Origin of the sequence: Devosia sp. ZW T5_3 (assembly GCF_044987315.1) — a bacterium.
Lineage (GTDB): Bacteria > Pseudomonadota > Alphaproteobacteria > Rhizobiales > Devosiaceae > Devosia.
Genome location: NZ_JBJDRE010000008.1, coordinates 112,645 through 128,796 on the forward strand (window position 1 = coordinate 112,645; position 16,152 = coordinate 128,796).

Annotated in this window: 11 protein-coding genes; 8 read left to right on the forward strand and 3 right to left on the reverse strand. The window is 58.2% G+C overall.

The annotated features are described in order from the left end of the window. Positions 1-19: 19 nt before the first annotated feature. The 8 genes from ACI3KW_RS11940 (at position 20) to ACI3KW_RS11975 (ending at position 12,272) form a co-directional block, all read left to right on the forward strand. Positions 20-2,299 carry an NADP-dependent malic enzyme gene (locus ACI3KW_RS11940; protein WP_404848253.1) on the forward strand — a complete coding sequence of 760 codons (2,280 nt, stop codon included), beginning with the start codon at positions 20-22 and terminating at the stop codon, positions 2,297-2,299. 29 nt (positions 2,300-2,328) lie between these two features. After that, the gene (locus ACI3KW_RS11945) at positions 2,329-3,267 is read left to right on the forward strand and encodes a 2-hydroxy-3-oxopropionate reductase (protein WP_404848254.1); all 939 of its coding nucleotides are present in this window, start codon (positions 2,329-2,331) and stop codon (positions 3,265-3,267) included. A 19-nt stretch (positions 3,268-3,286) separates the two neighbouring features. Next, on the forward strand, positions 3,287-5,335 hold the full coding sequence (locus ACI3KW_RS11950) for a beta-galactosidase trimerization domain-containing protein (protein WP_404848255.1): 2,049 nt from the start codon (positions 3,287-3,289) through the stop codon (positions 5,333-5,335). 218 nt (positions 5,336-5,553) lie between these two features. Continuing rightward, positions 5,554-7,461 (forward strand): ABC transporter substrate-binding protein, encoded by a 1,908-nt coding sequence (locus tag ACI3KW_RS11955; protein ID WP_404848256.1) that lies wholly within the window; start codon positions 5,554-5,556, stop codon positions 7,459-7,461. Between the two features lie 54 nt (positions 7,462-7,515). Beyond that, a complete protein-coding gene (locus ACI3KW_RS11960; RefSeq protein WP_404848257.1) occupies positions 7,516-8,502 on the forward strand; it encodes an ABC transporter permease in 987 nt (328 codons plus the stop codon). Between the two features lie 5 nt (positions 8,503-8,507). Then, the gene (locus ACI3KW_RS11965) at positions 8,508-9,647 is read left to right on the forward strand and encodes an ABC transporter permease (protein ID WP_404848258.1); all 1,140 of its coding nucleotides are present in this window, start codon (positions 8,508-8,510) and stop codon (positions 9,645-9,647) included. Between the two features lies 1 nt (position 9,648). Continuing rightward, positions 9,649-11,382 (forward strand): ABC transporter ATP-binding protein, encoded by a 1,734-nt coding sequence (locus tag ACI3KW_RS11970; RefSeq protein WP_404848259.1) that lies wholly within the window; start codon positions 9,649-9,651, stop codon positions 11,380-11,382. Next, on the forward strand, positions 11,379-12,272 hold the full coding sequence (locus ACI3KW_RS11975) for an SMP-30/gluconolactonase/LRE family protein (RefSeq protein WP_404848260.1): 894 nt from the start codon (positions 11,379-11,381) through the stop codon (positions 12,270-12,272). The genes ACI3KW_RS11970 and ACI3KW_RS11975 overlap by 4 nt, the downstream gene beginning before the upstream one ends. Here ACI3KW_RS11975 and glcF read toward each other — a convergent pair. From glcF to ACI3KW_RS11990, 3 genes are read right to left on the reverse strand one after another with little or no spacing between them, the layout of a single operon-like run. Beyond that, positions 12,269-13,561: a glycolate oxidase subunit GlcF gene (glcF, locus tag ACI3KW_RS11980; RefSeq protein WP_404848261.1), complete on the reverse strand. Its 1,293-nt coding sequence runs from the start codon at positions 13,559-13,561 to the stop codon at positions 12,269-12,271. The genes ACI3KW_RS11975 and glcF overlap by 4 nt on opposite strands. Then, complete coding sequence (glcE, locus tag ACI3KW_RS11985) at positions 13,561-14,703, reverse strand: glycolate oxidase subunit GlcE (protein WP_404848262.1); 1,143 nt, start codon at positions 14,701-14,703, stop codon at positions 13,561-13,563. Before glcE ends, glcF begins: the two co-directional genes overlap by 1 nt. Then, positions 14,700-16,142, reverse strand: coding sequence for an FAD-linked oxidase C-terminal domain-containing protein (locus ACI3KW_RS11990; RefSeq protein ID WP_404848339.1), 1,443 nt, complete (start codon positions 16,140-16,142; stop codon positions 14,700-14,702). The genes glcE and ACI3KW_RS11990 overlap by 4 nt, the downstream gene beginning before the upstream one ends. Positions 16,143-16,152 lie beyond the last annotated feature (10 nt).

Sequence of the window (16,152 nt, forward strand, 5' to 3'; positions counted from 1 at the left end):
ATCCGGAAGAGGAAGAACGATGTCGATTGATAAGGGCCAGACACTGCACGACGCCGCTTTGCATTTCCACGAGTTCCCAAGGCCGGGCAAACTTGAGATCGTCGCGACCAAGCCGCTGGCTAATACCCGCGACCTGTCGCTGGCTTATTCGCCAGGAGTAGCAATTCCCTGCGAAGAGATCGCGGCGGATCCTCAGGCGGCCTATAAATACACCGCCAAAGGAAACCTCGTTGCGGTGATCTCCAATGGCACCGCTGTGCTGGGCCTGGGCAATATCGGCGCTCTGGCCTCCAAACCGGTGATGGAGGGCAAGGCTGTCCTCTTCAAGAAATTCGCCGGTATCGACTCGATCGACCTTGAAATTTCTGAGGAGGATCCCAGGCGCTTCATCGAGATCGTGGCGCCGCTCGAGCCCAGCTTTGGCGGTATCAACCTCGAAGACATCAAGGCGCCAGAATGCTTTGAGATTGAGGAAGCGCTGCGCGAGCGCATGAATATTCCGGTGTTCCATGACGATCAGCATGGCACGGCGATCATTGTCGCTGCCGCGGTGATCAATGCGATGCGGCTGGTTGGCAAGGACATTGCCAAGGTCAAGATCGTGACGTCGGGGGCAGGGGCCGCGGCCATCGCCTGCATGAACATGCTGATCGCGGTCGGTGCGACGCGCGAGAATATCTGGCTCGCTGATTCCAAGGGGCTGGTGACCAAGGCGCGGCACAACAATGTCGATCGCTGGCGCGGTGCCTTTGCCCAGGACACCGACAAGACCGAGCTGAGCGAAGTCATGGAAGGGGCCGATATCTATGTCGGGCTGTCCAAGGCGGGGGCGCTCAAGCCCGAGATGATGAAGGACATGGCGGAAAATCCGCTGATCCTGGCGCTCTCCAATCCCACCCCCGAGATCATGCCTGAACTGGCGCGGGAAGCGCGGCCCGACGCGATGATCTGCACGGGGCGGTCGGACTATCCCAACCAGGTCAATAACGTCCTCTGCTTTCCCTTCCTGTTCCGCGGAGCGCTGGACTGCGGCGCAACCGTGATCAACGAGGGGATGAAGGCCGCGGCAGCCCACGCGATTGCCAAGCTCGCGCATGAACCGGGTCTGGAATCCTCCGCCCATGGCGTGCCAGCCATTTTCGGGCCGGATTATCTCATCCCCAACCCCTTCGACCAGCGGCTGATCCTGCGCATTGCACCTGCGGTGGCCAAGGCTGCCGTGGAAAGCGGCGTGGCCGCGCGGCCCATCGCCGATTTTAACGCCTATCGTGACCAGCTCAACCGCTTCGTCTTCCGTTCGGGTTTCATTATGAAGCCGATGTTCGAGCGGGCACAGGGCCAGGGCAAGCGCATCGCCTTTGCCGATGGCGAGGACGAGCGCGTGCTTCGCGCAACCCAGGTGATGCTGGAGGATGGTATCGGCCGCTCGATCCTGATCGGCCGCCCCTCGGTCATCGAGCAGCGTATCGAACGCTTCGGGTTGACGCTCAAGGCCGGGCGCGACTTCGACGTGGTCAACCCCGAGGACGATCCGCGCTATCGCGACTATGTCGCCGACTTCGATGATCTGGTCGGGCGCAAGGGGGTGACGCCCGACACCGCGCGCACCATCGTGCGCACCAATACGACGGTGATCGGCGCGCTGGCGGTGCGGCGCGGCGAGGCCGATGCGCTGATCTGCGGCCTGCAGGGGCGGTTCATCAAGCATGCGCGTGATATCCAGTCGGTGATCGGTCTGGCTCCCGAAGCCAGCCAGCTTTCGACCCTTTCCTTGCTGGTGATGAACCGGGGCGTGTTCTTCCTCGCCGATACCTACGTCAACATCGATCCAACGGCGCCGGAGATCGTCGAAATCACGCTGCAGGCGCGCGATCACCTGCGCCGCTTCAACATCGACGCCAAGGCAGCGCTCCTCAGCTATTCCAATTTCGGTTCGCGCGACGGGCTGACGAGCAAGAAGATGCGCGTGGTCTACGAGACGCTGAAGGAGGTTGCGCCGGATCTAGTGGTGGACGGCGAAATGCAGGGCGACCTGGCAATCAACGAAAGCCTGCGCGAGCGCTATGTGCCCAATTCGGTGCTCAGGGGAGAGGCGAACCTGCTGATCTTCCCCAATCTGGAGGCGGCCAATCTGTCGATGACCCTGCTCAAGGAGCTCAACAATGCGCTGCCGGTCGGGCCCCTCCTAATGGGCACCTGCCAGCCGGCCCATATCCTGGCGCCCTCCGTCACCAGCCGCGGGGTTGTGAACATGGCCGCCATTGCGGCTAGCGAGGCCGCGCAAAGCGCCGGATCATGATGTTATTATTTGTCTGGTCAATCTGATAAATGTTGACAACTGACATTTCGCGTCCGAAAAGCTTCTCACAAAATTGGAGGACCACTATGTCAGTTGCATTCATAGGTTTAGGCACGATGGGCCGTCCGATGGCGGAACGGCTTGTACGATCCGGCGAAGATGTAAGGTGCCATCGCGTAAAAGCGCCGTCTCAGTACCTGATAGAGCTTGGTGCTAAAGAAGCACCGACGGCGGTTGAGGCGGCCCTCGAGGCCAACTTCGTGATCTTGATGTTGCCCGATACGCCACAGGTGGAGGAGGTCCTCTTTGGTAAGGACGGCATCGTCGCCTCGCTCAAACCCGGGTCAGTGCTGATCGACATGAGCTCGATCTCCCCGGTAGCCACAAAAGAATTCGCCGCCAGGGTCGCACAGGCCGGCGCGCACTACTTGGATGCTCCCGTCTCCGGTGGCGAAATTGGCGCACGTGAAGGCACGCTCTCAATCATGGTCGGGGGTAGTGAAGATATTTTTCAGCGCTCGCTGCCCCTGCTGCAGAAGATGGGGAAGAACATCACCCATGTGGGCGACGCGGGCTCCGGCCAGATCTGTAAAGTCGCAAACCAGATCATTGTCGGCCTGACTATCGAAGCAGTAGCCGAGGCGTTTGTCTTTGCAAGGTATGCTGGCGCCGATCTATCGAAAGTTCGCAATGCCCTGTTGGGAGGTTTCGCGCAGTCCAGAATCTTGGAAGTGCACGGCCAGCGCATGATCGATGGCACCTTCAATCCCGGGTTCAAGCTCAAGCTTCATCGTAAGGATCTCAACCTCGCAACTGACGCCGCGAGATCCCTCCAGGTCGCGCTGCCCAACACGTCCGCCACCGCTCAGCTGATGAATGCCGCGCTTGCACAGGGATTGGGTGAAAAGGATCATTCGGCGCTCTTTGCAGCCCTCTTGGCGTGGTCGCCTGCTCCCTCGGGCGAATAATGTCGAACGGGAGCGGAACATGACGCATGAAGAAAAGCTCAGCTTGGCATCCGGGCGAAAGGGTTGGTGGACGAGCCCGTTTTCGGTTTTCCAAACCAACTTACAAGACATCGACGCGACGATGGATGTCGAGGCGACACTCGACGTCATCGAAGCTTACGGTGCTGACACTTGGCTGATCAACGTAGGCGGCATCTATTCCTTTTATCCGACCGAGTTGCCATTCCAGACGCGCAACCCGGTGCTCGATGACAGACCATCCGGCGATCTAATCGGCGATGCTGTGATTTCGGCAAAACGGCGAGGAATAAGGGTGCTGGCGCGTTGCGACTTTTCCAAGGTCTCTTCGTCAATCGCAGCAGCTCATCCGGAGTGGCTGTTCGTTTCGCCGACTGGCGAGCCACAGGTATTCAACGCACTTTACAGCACCTGTCCATCTGCCCCCTACTATCAAGAGCGGTCTCTCGATGTCATCGACGAGATATTGACCCGGTACGACGTGTCGGGGTTCTTTTTCAACTGGTTCAAGTTTCCAGATGTGGACTACGCGCGTGTCTATCACGGCGTCTGCCACTGCACTGCCTGCAAGGAGGGCTTTAGCCGCTTCAGCGCTGGCCTTGAACATCCAGATGGGCCGTCGCATCCCAACCATGCGGAATACCTGCGCTTCTGCAATCAGGTAATCAAAGACCTGAACCTCAAAATTGCGGCCCATATCCACAACATCAGGCAGGACGTGGGACTGATCCTCAAACGCGGGGCCCCGATCTTTTATTACGAGGCCAACAGCTCATTCGGAGCGGATTTCTGGCCGCATGCGACCTCAGAGGGAGTGAGCGCCCATAGGACCGGTTGGCCGGACGTTGCTGTCATGGTCAACTGTGTCACGTTTGTGGACATGCCCTACCGAATGGCGGGGGTGGAGCCTGAGCACTTTGCGCAGTACCAGCTTCAGGCAATGGCCCGTGGCGGGAACCTATCTACATATATCATGGGATCGCCAGGCCGGATTCAGTACCCGGCCGTGGAACTGGGGGGGCAGATCAACCGGTTCTATCGACATCACTACCATCTTTACCAGGACCTCGTTTCCTCGGCCACAATCGCTCTCCTGCGTCCGGACCCCATTGGCTTGGGCGCACGTGCCCTCAATGATGCAGAAGAGTTCAGAGGGATTTACACGGCGCTTCGAGAGAATGGGCTTGCCTTTGACGTGCTGGACGCAACTGCCCTCCCCGGAAAATCCTTCAAGGCCCTGAGCCGATACAAAGTGATTGTTCTCCCCAACGTCGGCAGGGTGGGTGCTGACCTTGCAAGTATGTTGGACGACTTCGTGCGCCATGGTGGCCATGTTGTACTGACTGGGACAAGCGCCGTGACTGAAAACGGCGAGATCGAAATGCAAACCGCGCCGGCCCTGATGCGAAATGGCGCGCCGGTCGTAGGGGCGGATCTATGGTCGAGCTACATTGCCCGTGATGTTCACGCCACGGTTAGCAGCTTCGCATATTCGGACGCCTTCATTCCAGTATTCGGCGCTTTTTCCAGATACGTTTGGAAGCCAAAGGCCCGAAAGAGCGGAGTGTTTGTGCCGCAGGCGCCATTTGGGCCTCCGGAAAAGTGCTACGGTCATGAAGCGACGTCGTTTCCAGGCATGGTCCAGTTGGAAACACGCGGATCCGTTATCCATATCCCATGGTCCGTCGGTCAAACCTGCTACGAGTTCGGCACGTCAGAGGTCCGCGACTATCTTGTCGCGGCGATCGAGCCATTGGCGGAGCCAATAATCAAAGCAAGCATACCCGGCTCTAGCGAATTCATCCTAGGCGAGTCCGGCGGCGCGCTTGTTGCACACATCGTCAACCAGACGGGTGAGCGCCGTCGTAGCTTCGGCCCCCACGTCCCCCTGCAAGGCGGGCAAATGTTTGTCTCGAAGCGCGTAGCCAGCGCTGAGGCTCTGGTTGCTGGCGTACCACTGGACATACACCCAGATGCGTCCGGCACTGACCGCATTTCATTGCCGGATATCGGCCTCTTCGAGGTCGTGGTCGTCCGTCTCCATTCGTGATGCGGCGGATCAGGTTGCGGGCACAGCCGTGAAAGCCTCCCAATGCCGGATGATACCTTACGACTTCCACATCGTGGAAGCATTTGTCATGAGTACTTTACAAATTATTGCAAACAAGTAGCCTATCAATGCGAGGGCGGCAATGCTGTCCAAAATTGTAAATATGTTGGGCTCAACAGCTGTGAAAAGCAGCGCTGCTCACACAATGGGAGGTCTAAATGAACGCACTTGGAACCGCGTTTCTTAGCGGTGTATTGGCCTGCTCGCTTATGGCCATGAGCGCGCAAGCTCAGGATTTTCAGGAAGCGCCCGACCTGGCCGCCAAAGTGGCTGCAGGTCAGTTGCCACCGATCCAAGAGCGATTGCCTGATCAACCCGAGGTGGTGAGCCCGTTTCGCGAAATAGGGAGTTACGGAGGCGAACTTCGGTTTGGCCTACGCGGCAGTTCCGACCACAATCATATCCTTCGGCTGGTTGGTCCGCAGGGCCTGGTGCGCTGGGATCCTGCATTTACCGACGTGGTCCCCAACCTGGCCGAGAGCTTTGACGTAAACGAGGATGCCACGCAGTTCACTTTTCGCCTTCGCTCTGGCCTAAAGTGGTCCGATGGCCAGCCGTTTACCGCCGACGACGTGCTCTTCAACGTCAACGATCTCCTTCTCAATGCCGACTTCGCTCCAACGCCTCCAAGATACCTTGCCGGCGGCAAGCCGCTGTCGGTCGAAAAGATTGATGATCTCACGGTTCGCTTCAACTTCGAGGCGCCCGCGGGTAGTTTCCTCTATGATCTTGCCATGCCGTTGGGTCAGCATCCTGTGCTCTATGCCAAGCACTATTGCTCGCAGTATCATCCCGACTACAACGAGGGCGTCCAGGCGCTGGTGACAGAAAGCGGCGCCGCCGATTGGCAGAGCCTGTTTCGCCAGCAATGCGGCGACATCGAAATCCCTGCACGGTGGGGCAATCCGGATCGCCCAACTATGGACCCCTGGGTCATTAGCTCGCCATACACAGGCGGAGCGACACAGGTAACACTGGAGCGCAATCCATATTTTTGGCAGGTCGACACCGAGGGCAATCAGTTGCCCTATATGGACAGCCTCACCGCTGATGTTTCGCAGGACGTTGAAAGCCTGATCCTTGGGGTCATCGGCGGCAACATAGATTTCGGCCTGCGCCACATTGATTCAATTTCGAATCGGCCTGTGCTCGCAGAAAACCAGGAGCGTGGGAACTACCACATGTTCGCAGCCAATCCGGGCGGCGGCCAGTACATGACGGTCGATCTCAATCTCACGCACAAGGATCCTGAGCTACGCGAACTCTTTAACCAGAAAGATTTCCGCATCGCGTTGTCCCTGGGCATGAACCGGCAGGAGATCATAGATACGGTTCTGCTCGGTCAAAGCGAACCGTGGCAACTCGGCGACTTTGCAGGTCCCTACTACAACGAGCAGCTCTCCACCCAGTTTATCGAGTTTGACCCGGCGCGAGCGAACGAACTTCTCGATAAGTTGGGCTATGAGCGGGGCGACGACGGTATTCGTACGCTACCAAGCGGGCGAAAAATCAGCTTCCTGATCGACGTCATTCCCACCAACACGCCCGATCACGTCGACATCCTGGGTCTGATCGAAGCGCAGTGGCGCGAGATTGGTGTGGAAATGAAGGTCAATCCGCTGGAGCGCAGCTTCTTTTTCGACCGGATCACCGTCGCCAACGATCATGACGCCGCCGTCTGGCCGAACAACGGCAGCGCCCTGGTGAACTATCCCACCAAAATGGTGCCCCTTCACCAGGATAGTCGTTGGGGTATCGCCTGGATGCAATGGTACGAGAGTCAGGGTGCCAATGGCGAGGAGCCGCCCCAGGATATCAAGGACCGCCTTGAGCTTTGGGAAAAGATCCGGGCGACTGCGGTTCCTGCAGAGCGCGAAGCTCTCTACGCCGAGCTGAACCAGCGTGCTGCCGATGCTTTCGAAGTGCTCGGTGTGGCGAAGTCGATAACCACCTATGGCATCGTCAACAACGACCTCGTCAATGTTCCCGAGGAGATGGCCAATAGTTGGGAATGGCCGACGCCTGCTCCAGTCCTTCCTCAGACTTGGTTCTACAAAACCAATTGATGAACAGGCGGCGCGGCCTGGCAGCCGCGCCGACCTCGACAAGGCGGTAGCCCAATGCTGATTATCTACGTTCTTCGACGCATCGTGTGGTCGATACCATTCCTTTTTGCCGCTTCAATGGTGGCTTTTGCGCTAATCACGCTGCCGCCTGGCGACTACGTGACGACCATGGCCCAGACCCTGGCTGAATCTGGCGATCAGGTCGATCAGGCCAGGCTCGCAGCGCTAAGGGCAAGATATGGGCTCGATCAGCCCTTCATCATTCAATATTTCTATTGGATTGGCGGTGTCTTACAGGGTGACTTTGGCATGTCGTTCGAGTGGAATCAGCCGGTTGCGGGGTTGATTTGGGAGCGGTTGGGTCTCTCATTCATCTTGGAATTTTCGACCCTGATGTTCGCCTGGGGCATCGCGCTTCCGGTCGGCATCTATTCGGCAGTTCGCAAGTACTCCGTCGGTGACTACGTCCTGTCGATCATTGGCTTTCTCGGACTGGCACTGCCGAATTTCCTTATAGCGCTGGTGCTCATGTACATCGCTGTGGTGCAATTCGGTGCCGATGTGACCGGCTTGTTCTCGCCGCAATATCGCGACGCGCCGTGGTCTTGGGACAAGTTCATCAACCTTCTGCAGCACCTATGGATACCGGTGATCATCTTAGGTACCGGCGCAACCGCAGGCCTCATGCGGATCATGCGCGCCAATCTGCTGGATGAACTGAGTAAACCCTACGTCGTCACAGCACGCGCGAAGGGGCTCTCCGAATGGAAGCTCATCCTCAAGTATCCTGTGCGAGTGGCGCTTAACCCGTTTGTGTCGACAATTGGCTGGGCGTTTCCGCAGTTGATCTCAGGTGCAGTTATCACTGCTTACGTGCTTTCGCTGCCCACCGCGGGACCACTCTTGCTGCAGGCTCTCCTCGCCCAAGACATGTACCTGGCGGGCGCTTTCATCCTGTTGCTTTGCTGCTTCTCCATTGTCGGCATGCTGGTATCGGACATTCTCCTTGCCGTCGTCGATCCTCGTATTCGGTTGAGGTGATAGCTATGACTGCCCTTGTAGACCCCCGAGCTATCGACATGAGCCCAGACGCCCAGGCGTCGCAGTGGCAGCTCACCTGGAAGGCATTCCGCAAACACAGGCTAGCAGTGGTGAGCCTGGTCATCGTGGTGTTGTTTTATCTGGTAGGGGCGTTCGCCGAGTTCGTTGCTCCGTTCAACCCCGAGACCACGTCTTCGAAACACATTTACCACCCGCCTCAGGCGATAAATTTTATCGATCGGAATGAAGACGGAAGCTGGGCTTTTCGCCCCTACGCACAGGGAATGGTCGTCAAGCGCGATCCAATCTCCCTGAGCGCGACCTACGAACCTGAACCTGACCGGAAAATCTACCTGTCGTTCTTTGGCCAGGGGCAGCCTTACACAATGTGGGGCTTCATCCGGTCTGATCGACATCTGATCACCAGCGCCGATCCCACGGAAACTTTCTATCTGGTGGGCACGGACAGGCTGGGCCGCGATGTTCTGAGCCGCACCATCCATGGCTCCCGGATATCAATGTCAATTGGTCTGCTGGGCGTGACGCTCAGCTTGTTAATCGGCGTGTTTCTTGGAGGCATTTCTGGGTATTACGGCGGCTTTGCAGACACGGCAATTCAACGCGTTGTCGAACTCATTCTCTCGCTTCCTACCATCCCCATCTGGCTTGGGTTGAGCGCTGCGCTGCCACAGGACTGGCCCCCCTTAACGCGCTACTTTGCCATAACGGTCATCCTTTCGCTTGTTGGGTGGACAGAACTCGCCCGCGTGGTCCGTGGCAGGTTCCTTTCGCTGCGAATGGAAGATTTTGTGATTGCTGCCAGGTTGGACGGAGGCAGCCAGGGCCGGGTGATCTTCCGGCACATGCTGCCATCGATGGCCAGCCATATCATCGCCTCGGTGACGCTCGCCATTCCCGCAATGATCATCGCAGAAACAGCTCTGTCGTTTATCGGGCTTGGCCTGACCCCGCCGATCATATCATGGGGTGTTTTGCTCAAGGAAGCACAGAACATTCGCTCGATCGCCCAGGCGCCTTGGTTGTTCGCGCCCGGCGTCGCGGTTTGTGTGGCGGTATTGGCGCTCAATTTCCTTGGCGACGGCCTGCGCGATGCGGCAGACCCCTATACCAACGACAGGAACTGACATGTCCGAAGGAACCGTTCCATCCGAGCTGCCAATCTTGGAAATCAAGGACCTTGTTACCGAGTTCACCACTGGGCGAGGGCCATTTCGTGCGGTAGACGGCGTCAGTCTGAATTTGTATCGCGGCAAGACTCTTTGTTTGGTCGGCGAGAGCGGATCGGGAAAAAGCATCACGGCGCGGTCCATATTGCAGATCGTTGATGCCCCCGGCCGCATCGTCCAAGGGCAGATTAACTTCAACGCTTACCGTGGGTCGGATCGAGTGGTGGATCTGGCCAAGCTTGATCCCAAGTCAAAGACCATAAGAAATATTCGCGGTCGTGACATCGCGATGATCTTCCAGGAGCCGATGAGCTCTCTGTCGCCGGTTCACACGATCGGGAATCAGGTCGGCGAAGTGGTCAGGCTACACGAAAAAGTCTCCAAGAAGGAGGCGAAGGATCGTGCCGTGGAGCTTCTAAGGAAAGTGGAGATCACCAACCCGGAAGCCGCAGTCGACCGATATCCCTTTGAGTTTTCTGGCGGGATGAGGCAGCGCGCCATGATCGCCATGGCTCTCGCCTGCAACCCCAGTATCCTGATTGCCGATGAGCCTACGACGGCGCTCGATGTGACGATTCAAGCTGAAGTGCTTGCCTTGATCAAGTCGCTGCAGTCGTCCAGCGACATGTCAGTTCTGTTCATCACCCATGATATGGGCGTGGTGGCGGAGATTGCCGATGAGATCGCGGTAATGCGATACGGAAAGGTCGTTGAGAAAGGCGACGCTTTCACGCTGTTTGAGGCTCCCCAGCATCCATACACCCAAGGACTCTTGAAGGCAGTGCGTGAACTAGATCAACCGTCTCCCCGACGGTTGGAAATGCGGAAGAACAAGCCCCTGGGTGAACCCTGTCTGATCTCCGATAAGGTGCGCAAGGAGTTCCCCATCTCTGGCGGGTTCCTAGGTCGCAGCAAGTCCGTTCTCGTTGCTGTCGACGACGCCAGCGTCGAGCTAAGGGCCGGGGAAAATCTCGGGATCGTTGGCGAGAGCGGATCCGGAAAGACCACGCTTGGACGATGCTTGCAGCGTATCTACTCGGTCACCGATGGCCGTATTCTTTATCGGGATCGTCAGCAAAAGCTAGTTGACCTGGCAACCCTTCCTGAACGGCAGCTGCGGCAGCCCTGGCGCGATATTCGTATGGTGTTCCAGGATCCATTCGCTTCTTTGAACCCGAGAATGACCGTTGGTCAGATCATAGCGGAGCCGCTTGTCACCGAGAGGAACCTCAGTGCAGCCCAGATGGACGCGCGAGTTGCCGAACTGCTGGACCTTGTCGGCCTGCCGTCCTCCGCGGCCTCGCGCTACCCCCACGCGTTTTCCGGCGGTCAGCGTCAGCGTATCTCAATCGCGCGTGCGATCGCCCCAAATCCCAAGATCATCATAGCTGACGAAGCCACCTCAGCACTTGACGTCAGCATACGAACCCAGGTTCTCGACTTGCTGCTGGACCTCCAGGATAAGCTGGACCTCAGCTTCATCCTGATCAGTCACGACATTTCAGTTATCCGCTACTTCTGTGATCGCATTGCGGTGATGTATCGGGGTAGGATCGTTGAGACGGGCCCCACGGAGGAGGTGTGCGCCCTTCCCAAGCACGACTATACAAAGGCACTCCTATCGGCAGTGCCGGTTGCTGATCCAACGATGCGCGGCACGGTTACCCGCGTTCGATATCAGAGTGATGCGTGAAGGGCGGTATTGTGGAAGCCCAGTGGCAGCCAGTCTTCGAAAAGGTCGCACGTGTTCAGTGTCGCGTCGGGGAGTCACCCGTCTGGGATCCGGGTAGTCGGACCCTTTCCTGGTGCGACATCCATGCCGGCAAGGTGTACGCGCTGGACACTTGTGGCGGCGGGCTGCGTCAATGGACCTTACCCGAGCGCATCGGGTCCTTGGCGGTGGCCGACGACGGACGCTATCTTGTTGCGCTGGTCTCAGGTGTGCATTTTTTTGATCCGGAAAGTGAGCGGCTGACCTTCTTGGTCAATCCAGAACGGGACGGCGAAATAGTCGCGGGCGATCGCCTCAATGATAGCAAGGTCGGCCCTGATGGGGCGTACTGGGTCGGAAGCATCCATCAGGACGGTAGGTCGGCCGCTCTCTATCGCGTCACATCGGACGGCACGTTTGAAACCAAAGTGAGTGGTATGGGAACGGTGAACGGTCTTGCGTTCTCGATGGATGGCGCAACCTTATACGTTTCCGATTCCAAGCAGTGCTGGATCGATCGCTTTGATCTCGATCCCTCAGACGGCACCCTGAGGAACCGCCGCCGCATTGCATCACCTGGCGAGGAGGTCGGGCGACCGGACGGCGCGGCGACCGATGAGGCGGGGCGCTACTGGAGCGCCGGTGTTTCAGCCGGATGCCTCAATTGCTTCTCCGATGAGGGCGTCCTCTTGCAGAGCATTTCCGTTCCGGTAAAGCGTCCCACCATGCCTTGTTTTGGCGGTGAAGACATGAGGACGCTATACTTCACCAGTATCCGTCGGCCCGACGATGCCTCGGACGATTGCGGCGATGTCTTCAGCATGCGTGTCGATGTTCCGGGTGTCCGCATCGCGAAGTTCAGAACGTCCTAAAGACCTTCGAGCTCTTTGGGCAATGGGCCACCGGTGGCCCAGTCCAGGAGCTTGACGGTGTGGATCACCGGCACGCCTGCAGCACTGCCGATCTGGGTGAGACAACCAATATTCCCCGCCGCGATGATCTGCGGCTTGATCTTGGCAATGTTGGCAATTTTCCGGTCTCGTAGCTGCGCCGCTATACCCGGCTGCAAGATATTGTAGGTGCCGGCGGATCCACAACAGATGTGACCCTCAGGCACGTCCTTGACCACAAAACCGACGCTTCGCAGCAGCCGCTTAGGAGGGTCCTTGACTTGCTGGCCGTGCTGCAGGGAACACGCCGAATGATAGGCAACCACCTGCCCAGTTGCTCGCAAAGGCTTGAGTTCCAGCTCCGAAAGAAACTCGCTGATGTCTTTGGCGACTGACGAGATTCTGGCGGCCTTTTCTGCGTAGGCGGGATCGTCTCGAAAGATGAAGCCGTAGTCTTTGATGGTCGTGCCGCAGCCCGACGCGGTGATGACGATGGCATCAAGTCCTTGGCCGTCCATCTCAGCTGTCCAGGCGTCGATGTTGCGCTTCGCGGCAGCGTGACTTGAGGCTGTCTGTCCCAGGTGATGATTGAGGGCGCCGCAGCAGCCTTCCCGTCCGACCGGGACAGTCTCAACCCCGTGTCGACGGAGCAGACGATCCGTCGCCGCGTTGATCTCGGGGTCCAGCACGGATTGGGCGCAGCCCTTAAGAACGACGACACGTTTGTGGGGTACCGCAATTGAAGACCCCTTCGCGCTGACACTTCGTGGCAACCGGTCTGGTGCCAGCTTGATCATCGCCGCAAGCCTATCCCCAGCCGGCAAGCGCGCTATGGCGTCCGCCAAGGGTCGGAAAGGACGGGCAATCATGATAGCTGCTCGAAACAGCAGGGGGTTGGGAAGAACGCGGCCCAGTACCCAGCGCAATACCCGGTCCGGCAAGGGCCTACGGTAGGTGCGCTCGATATACTCCCTGGCGTGATCCACCAGGTGCATGTAGTTGACGCCAGACGGGCAGGTGTTCACGCACGAGAGGCAGGAAAGACATCTGTCAACGTGTTTGACCACCTGTTCGCTGGCCGGCTTTTCGCCTTCGAGCATGTCCTTGATCAGATAAATTCGCCCGCGCGGCGAGTCCAATTCATCGCCGCCAAGCACATAGGTGGGACACGTAGCTGTACAGAAACCGCAATGAACACAGGTGCGGACGATCTTTTCTGAGGCCGCCATTTGCGGGTCCTCAAGCAAAGTGGCACTAAAGTTGGTCTGCATCAGATGTCCTTATACATCTTGCCGGGGTTGAAAATCCCGGAAGGATCCATGCTGGCTTTGAGGCCCTGGGTCAGGCGCCTGGTGCCATTTGTCAGTGGATGGAAAGGGGAGACCGCCTGGCGGCGATCAGCGCGAGCGCGGAACAGCATGAGGTGCCCACCGACTTCGCCGACTGCTGGTCGCATCGCGTGTTCGATGGGTGCCTCGCTTGCAACCCAGATGAGCCCCGCTGACCAGTCCAGAAGTACGTTGCAGTCTTCAGGCAGCAGCCCGAGAAGACCCGCCGCCTTGGAGGGTGCGACGCTGAGACGCCAAATCTCAGCATCTTGCTGCGCCTTGAGCGCCCCGACCGATTTGATCGCCTGCCATGCTTGAGCGCTCTCTTGCGCCTCAATGGTTTGGCCTTCGATCTTGAGGAACCCAGCCAGCGCGCCCGTGCGATATCTAACGGACTCGATAAAGCCCTCAAGGCGCAGGAGGACAGAATTGTTGCAAAACGCTGCGCCGCTCACTTCGAAGGCTGACCCCAACGCCCTGGTCATGAGTGCGATGGCGTGAACGATGCTTTCGGTGGGCACAACCAACGTCTGCTCGAACCGCGGTTGGGGCAGAACCTTGAAGGTTACCTCTGTCATGAGGCCGAGTGTCCCATAGGCGCCGCAGACCAGTTTTGTAAGATCAAGCCCGGTAACGTTCTTCATGACCCGGCCGCCGGCGCGAATGAGTTGCGACCGGCCATTGATCAGAGTAACGCCGAGCAGGTGATCGCGAGCTGCGCCGCTGGCCACGCGTCGCGGCCCGGAAGCGTTGGTAGCGAAGACGCCGCCAATAGTCGGCACGCCCTCTGACCCTAGAAGGCCTCGATAGTCTGGTGGTTCGAATGCCATGAACTGCCCGCGCGAGTGCAGTTCCTGTTCTATCAAGGCCAGCGGAGTGCCTACCCGGGCGCTCATCACAAGTTCAGCCGGCTCATAAAGGGTAATGCCGCTCAGCCCAGACACATTGAGCTCATCGTCCGCCGCTATGTCGCGCCCCAAAGCTTGACGCGTGCCGCCCCCGACGATTTTTAGCGACCGTTTGTGTGCAGCGCTGACCCTAATGATGTCGACTGCTTCGTCTTGTGTTTGCGGAGCAAATGTCATTCCGGCATCCAGCGATTTTCGAGTGGGAACACTTTGGCTGGATTCAGAAGCCATTTTGGATCGAAGACCGCCCGAATGCGCATCTGTTGCTCAAGTTCGTCGGACGTGAACTGAAACGGCATCAGATCCCGCTTTTCGATGCCGACGCCATGTTCGCCGGTCAGGCAGCCTCCGACGTCCACACATAGGCGCAGGATGTCGTTACCTGCTTCTTCTGCCCTGACCTGTTGATCTGGGTCGTTGATATCGAACAGGACGAGTGGGTGAAGATTGCCATCGCCCGCGTGAAAAACGTTGGCCACGCGTAGGCCGTGCCGTTGAACGATGTCGTCTATACCCTTGAGCACCTCTGGAAGACGGCCAGTTGGAATCGTGCCGTCCATGCAGATGTAATCCGCAATGCGACCAGTCGCACCGAAGGCGGACTTGCGACCTTTCCAGATCAAAGCTGCTTCCTGTGCGGACTGACTTTCGCGGATGACCTTCACCCGATGTTGCCGTGCAATGGCAACGATGGACTCAAGCGTGGACGCCATCTCTGCGTCTGAGCCTTCCACTTCGACGATCAGAAGCGCTCCGACATCGAGTGGGTAGCCGGCGTGCGCGAAGGCTTCGGTGATCTCGATTGCCTGCTTATCCATGAACTCGATGGCGACGGGGATGATGCCGGCCCCGATCATTGCTGCCACCGCAGCGCCAGCCTCTTCGCTGGTATCAAAACCGAATAGGACCGGCCGGGCGCCTTCCGCTTTGGGCAGGATGCGTAAGGTCGCCTCGGTGACAATGCCGAGCTGACCTTCCGAGCCCACCACCAATCCAAGAAGATCGAGCCCCGCACTATCCATTGCGTCGCTGCCGATCTGGAGGATTTCGCCCTCTATTGTGACCAGAGTTACGCCCAGAACGTTGTTTGCGGTGACCCCATATTTAAGGCAATGGGCACCACCCGAGTTCATGCCGATATTACCGCCAATGGTGCATGCAAGCTGGGAGGATGGATCGGGGGCGTAGAAGAAGTTATGTTCGACCAACCCTTCGCTAATCGCCTGATTGGTGATGCCTGCTTGCACTTTGATCGTCCTGCTGGACAGGTCGAGTTCCAGAACGTTCTTCATCTTAGAAATGCCGATCACCACGGCATCTTCCTGAGGTATGGCGCCGCCAGCCAAGGACGTACCCGCACCACGCGCAACCACAAAGACGCTGTTCTCGTGGCAGTACCGCAGAACCGATGCAACTTGCTCCGTCGTCCGCGGAAGAACAACAGCGAGCGGCAGTCGACGATAGGAGGTCAACGCATCAGTCTCGAAGGCGCGGCGCTCATCCTCCTCGGTTATGAGACATTCCGAAGGAACAAGCTTGGACAGTCCGGCAATGATTTCAGGCCGGCGCGCGACAATGGATTGGTCTGGAACGGGAAAGGCAATCTGCGACATGATGAGTTACGCC

Bases quoted from the DNA above. Each gene is read 5' to 3' on its own strand.
- ACI3KW_RS11940 (WP_404848253.1), top strand. From the start codon at position 20: ATGTCGATTGATAAGGGCCAGACACTGCACGACGCCGCTTTGCATTTC.
- ACI3KW_RS11945 (WP_404848254.1), top strand. From the start codon at position 2,329: ATGTTGACAACTGACATTTCGCGTCCGAAAAGCTTCTCACAAAATTGG.
- ACI3KW_RS11950 (WP_404848255.1), top strand. From the start codon at position 3,287: ATGACGCATGAAGAAAAGCTCAGCTTGGCATCCGGGCGAAAGGGTTGG.
- ACI3KW_RS11955 (WP_404848256.1), top strand. From the start codon at position 5,554: ATGAACGCACTTGGAACCGCGTTTCTTAGCGGTGTATTGGCCTGCTCG.
- ACI3KW_RS11960 (WP_404848257.1), top strand. From the start codon at position 7,516: ATGCTGATTATCTACGTTCTTCGACGCATCGTGTGGTCGATACCATTC.
- ACI3KW_RS11965 (WP_404848258.1), top strand. From the start codon at position 8,508: ATGACTGCCCTTGTAGACCCCCGAGCTATCGACATGAGCCCAGACGCC.
- ACI3KW_RS11970 (WP_404848259.1), top strand. From the start codon at position 9,649: ATGTCCGAAGGAACCGTTCCATCCGAGCTGCCAATCTTGGAAATCAAG.
- glcF (WP_404848261.1), bottom strand. From the start codon at position 13,561: ATGCAGACCAACTTTAGTGCCACTTTGCTTGAGGACCCGCAAATGGCG.
- glcE (WP_404848262.1), bottom strand. From the start codon at position 14,703: ATGACATTTGCTCCGCAAACACAAGACGAAGCAGTCGACATCATTAGG.